This window comes from Tunicatimonas sp. (assembly GCF_049647865.1).
Lineage (GTDB): Bacteria > Bacteroidota > Bacteroidia > Cytophagales > Cyclobacteriaceae > Tunicatimonas.
On sequence record NZ_JBARYM010000141.1, the window covers coordinates 1 to 4,358 of the forward strand.

5 protein-coding genes and 1 pseudogene are annotated in these 4,358 nt (G+C 48.0%); 3 read left to right on the forward strand and 3 right to left on the reverse strand.

All coding sequences use genetic code 11. The features are described 5' to 3' along the window. Nucleotides 1-780: pseudogene (locus WBA23_RS04425) on the reverse strand (3-oxoacyl-ACP synthase); the annotation flags it as partial. Next, nucleotides 767-1,501: a sterol desaturase family protein gene (locus WBA23_RS04430; protein WP_424581038.1), complete on the reverse strand. Its 735-nt coding sequence runs from the start codon at nucleotides 1,499-1,501 to the stop codon at nucleotides 767-769. The pseudogene WBA23_RS04425 and the gene WBA23_RS04430, both read right to left, overlap by 14 nt. 77 nt (nucleotides 1,502-1,578) lie before the next feature. On the opposite strand from WBA23_RS04430, the gene WBA23_RS04435 reads away from it, so the two are divergent. The 3 genes from WBA23_RS04435 to WBA23_RS04445 all read left to right on the forward strand — a co-directional run bounded on the left by WBA23_RS04435 (nucleotide 1,579) and on the right by WBA23_RS04445 (nucleotide 3,925). Then, entirely contained in the window at nucleotides 1,579-2,418 is an 840-nt protein-coding gene (locus tag WBA23_RS04435) for a BadF/BadG/BcrA/BcrD ATPase family protein (RefSeq protein ID WP_424581040.1), read from the forward strand. Between the two features lie 103 nt (nucleotides 2,419-2,521). Beyond that, nucleotides 2,522-3,325 (forward strand): N-acetylmuramic acid 6-phosphate etherase, encoded by an 804-nt coding sequence (gene murQ / locus WBA23_RS04440; protein WP_424581041.1) that lies wholly within the window; start codon nucleotides 2,522-2,524, stop codon nucleotides 3,323-3,325. 3 nt (nucleotides 3,326-3,328) lie between these two features. Next, the gene (locus tag WBA23_RS04445; RefSeq protein WP_424581042.1) at nucleotides 3,329-3,925 is read left to right on the forward strand and encodes a hypothetical protein; all 597 of its coding nucleotides are present in this window, start codon (nucleotides 3,329-3,331) and stop codon (nucleotides 3,923-3,925) included. Here WBA23_RS04445 and WBA23_RS04450 read toward each other — a convergent pair. Further along, on the reverse strand, nucleotides 3,876-4,358 hold a 483-nt coding region (locus WBA23_RS04450; protein ID WP_424581043.1), incomplete at its 5' end, for a SprT-like domain-containing protein. The genes WBA23_RS04445 and WBA23_RS04450 overlap by 50 nt on opposite strands.

Sequence of the window (4,358 nt, forward strand, 5' to 3'; positions counted from 1 at the left end):
CTTAATATCCTGCGTTAGATTAATAGCTCCGGCTAGGTCGGCTTGGGTAAAATTATCATAATCAAGCCAGGAGTTGGTATCGCTTTTTTTGTCGTATCCCGCATACATGCAAGGTTCAAACAGATGAGCGTAAGAACGAATATCAATCCAGTCAATAGCCAGGGAAGCTCCCCGACTGGTCGGTTGAGGCTGCACGAGCAATGCCCCGGCCCCATCGGAAAGCATCCAGCGAAGGAAATCAGTTTCTAAAGGCAGGTGTTCGTTCGCAGTCAGTTGTTGCTCAAAACGAGAGGCTTTGAACATCCGGCTGGCAAACTCTCCGGCGCAAGCTAGTGCATGTTGCTTCCCTTCCAGTAGCACCTGCATCCAAGCGTTTTTAATAGCCATCATCCCGCTGCCACAAACGCCGTGCAGCGTGGCGATTTCGCAAGCTTCCAACCCGCTTTCCGCGTGAACCATACTGGCAAACCCCGGTACGGGCAAGTCGCCCTGGGTAGTAGCTGCTGCCAGGAAATCCACCTCCGAGGCAGCCACGCCTCGTTGCGCTAAGCAATCCCGAACCGCTTCGGCAGCCATTCCTGCCAGCGAGTGCGTAGATTGTTGCTGGCGGTCTAGCGCGTAGTGCCGAAACTGAATACCATTTTGACGGAGCATCCGTAGCTTAGTCCGAGAGGGCTTCCCGTGAACCATTCCGAGGTACTGCTCAATATTTTCATTATCTACCGGTTTGCCCGGCAGGTATTTTCCCGCACTGGTGATATAAGCTTTAGCGTGGTTCATGTTTTATTTTGGTCTGAAAGAGTTGGTCGAAATAAGGAAGAAAGAATCCGTAGTTGCCCCGCACTTTGCGGTGGTGCTGGCTGTGTCGATAGGAAAATTTTAGCCAGTGACTGGCAGATTTTTGGGGAGCCAGGTCAAAATCCCAGTGGCCTAACGTATTAAGCAAAATGCTAAGTACGGGTAGCGAAAGCAACGCCAGATACTGAAACGGATACAGCAGCAACGGTAGATAAATAACCGTGCCTAGCAGAAACGCTTCAAACCAATGAAAGCTGTAGGTAGAATACGAAGTAGGCACCCGCGACTGGTGGTGCTGGTAGTGTACCCGGCTAAAGAACCACGGCTGGTGCAGTAGTCGGTGATTGAGGTAGAAGTGAAACTCGTTCCAAACAAACAGTAGCAGAACTTCGGGAAACAGCGTTAGCAAATTGACCGACCAGTTGATCTGAATAATTCCCCGTTGATACGCCATCTGTACCGGAATGGCCAGCAACGCAAAAACCAAAATTGATAGCAACGACCGGCTGATTTCCTGTCGGATTTGCTGAGAGGCAACCTTCTGTGGGTGAATAAATTGTCCCTGCTTACGACGCGCCAGCCACCGGGCCAGATAGTTGCCTCCCACCGCTGAAGCAAAGTACAGAACCACAAACGCTAATAGCGTAAGTAGAAAAGTTTGCTGCCAGGAAGCAAATAGCAGACGTTCAACGGAAGTTGTCATAAACTTGTGACAAATAATAGACGGTTAACGTTGGAATCAGAGATATATTTGTATTATGTAAGAAATAGAGACTGAACATGATACTCATTGCCGACAGTGGCTCTACCAAGACCGATTGGCGGTTGATCGATGCTAACGGAAAGATTTCTCAAGCTAAAACGATAGGGTTCAACCCTTACCATCAATCGGCCGATGATATAGCCGCGCGACTACGGGAAGAACTGCTTCCTCAGATAACAAGTGAAGTTGAAACTATTCACTTTTACGGAGCAGGTTGCTCTACTGAATTAGCTTGCCAGACGGTTAAAACTGCTTTGCACCAAGTATTTTCCGATAGCCGAGTCGAAATCTACAATGACTTATTGGCGGCGGCCCGGGCCCTCTGCGGTCACCAGCCAGGCATTGCCTGCATTGTAGGTACTGGGGCTAACTCTTGCCTCTACGACGGGAGAGAAATCGTAGATAACGTGCCGCCGCTGGGATACATTTTGGGTGACGAAGGCAGTGGTACCTGGATTGGTAAGCAGTTACTTAACCACTATTTCAAACGAGCTATGCCCGAGGAACTACAGAAACCCTTTGAAAAACGGTTTACTGGTTCGGTAGGTGAGGTGTTAGATCACGTTTATCGGCAACCTCAAGCGAATCAGTACTTGGCGCAATTCTCTCGTTTTGCTTTTCATCATTTAAAACACCCTTGGGTAGCTCAACTGATCTACGAAGGATTCAGCCAGTTTCTAGAGAAGAATATAATGAAGTACGAGAATTACCAACGGCAGCCTATTCACTTCACCGGAGGAGTGGCATTTTATTACGCCAATATTCTTCGGCAGGTAGCCAATGATCGTGGCATACGAGTGCAGAATATACTGGAAAGCCCCATTGCCGGACTAACATTATTTCATCAATCGAGCTAAAAAATTACCTTTACCCGACCGTTTTCTTCTCAGCTGTGGTTATCCTTTTATTCTATATTCGGACCACTATCAACTATTCATTGTCAATTATCAACCAATAATTATGTCAACCACCGAATCCTCTTCACTGTACGATAATCTGGAAAAAATGCCGATGAGCGAGTTGCTGTCCGGCATCAATAACGAAGATAAAAAAGTAGCTTACGCCGTAGAAGAAGTTATCCCGCAGATTGAAAAACTGGTAAAAGGCATCGTCACTCGGATGAAGCAGGGTGGACGTTTGTTCTACATTGGCGCGGGAACCAGCGGACGGTTGGGTATTGTAGATGCTTCGGAATGTCCGCCTACCTACGGCGTGCCGCCCGATTGGGTAATCGGCATTATGGCCGGGGGCGATGAAGCTATTCGCAAGTCTAAGGAGTTTGCGGAAGATGATCCTGAACGAGCCTGGAAAGATTTGCAGGAGTACAATATCAACGAAAAAGACACCTTAGTGGGTATTGCCGCTTCGGGTACTACGCCCTACGTAATTGGTGGGGTGAAAATCGCTCGGGAAAATGGTATTCTAACCGGATGTATTACGTGTAATCTGGAAACTCCATTGGCCGCTGCGGCCGAAGTACCCATTGAAGTAGTAGTAGGCCCGGAGTTCGTTACCGGAAGCACCCGGATGAAAGCGGGTACAGCTCAGAAATTGGTCTTAAATATGATCTCCACCGCCACCATGATTGGCCTCGGCCGGGTAAAAGGAAATCGGATGGTAGATATGCAGCTGAGCAATAATAAATTGGTAGACCGGGGCGAACGAATGATTATGGACGAATTAGCAATAGATAGAGAACAAGCCAAACAACTACTGGAAGAACACGGTTCAGTACGGAAAGCAGTAGAGGCTTATCGGAAGTAGGATATGCATAAGATTGAACCTTTCCATCGTTGGCTAAGCGAATATGACGTGTCTTCGGACACACGATCCCCATTCTTTGGTAAGGAATATAATTACGATCTGTACACTAATACCATCTACGGATACTATATTGATCCGGGCTGGGATTTTATTGGCTCGGAAACGCTCTACATTAAGATGCTATACGCCAATTATGAGCAAAATTTTGTCATTATTGAGATGATTGGGGAATGGAATGATACGCTGCATAATGATATTATGCACCTTAAACGCAATATCGTAGATCAGTTGCAGAAAGTTGGCATTAATCAGTTTATTCTGATTGGTGAAAACGTTATGAATTTTCACGGTTCCGACGACTGCTACTACGAAGAATGGTTTGAGGATGTGGAAGATGGCTGGATTGCTTTAGTCGGTTTCCGCGATTTTGTGTTAGCCGAAATGACGGAATACAACATCGATTCTTACCTAAACTACGGTGGTAATTTGCAGATTGACAACTGGCGCACCATGAAACCTCAAGCGTTCCACCAACTGGTTGATGGGTTAATTACGCGTCGGCTGACGTGGCCGACATCCCGGTGGCCGACACCTCGGTGACTGTCGTAACGTAAGCGGTTAGTGCAATGGTGTATTTCTTGCCACTAGTGACCTCCCGGCACAGTGCCCGGGTGCGTCGTACTCGCTCCTTTAAGAACTTTCTTCCTTGAAAAACAAACGGTTGCTGCTCGGCTACCGACGAAAGCGGAATCTGGCCATTGGTAGATTGCTCGCGTAATAATGCCCGAAGCAGAGTGGCATCAGCGTGAACGGTGGCTTTAGGATTCTGCGCGTAGCGTTGCAGGGGAATCCGCACTTCTTCCGGAACCATCGGTTCAGTAAGCACCGGCTGGAGTAACTGGCGAAAACAGGATTTCCACTCCGCTCCGTGCGGACGAATACGAAACCCGTGCCGTTGAAACGCCATCAGGTGAGCTACCTCGTGCAGGTACGTTAGCAGAAATGCTTCGGCAGGCAACGTACGGTTCACCGA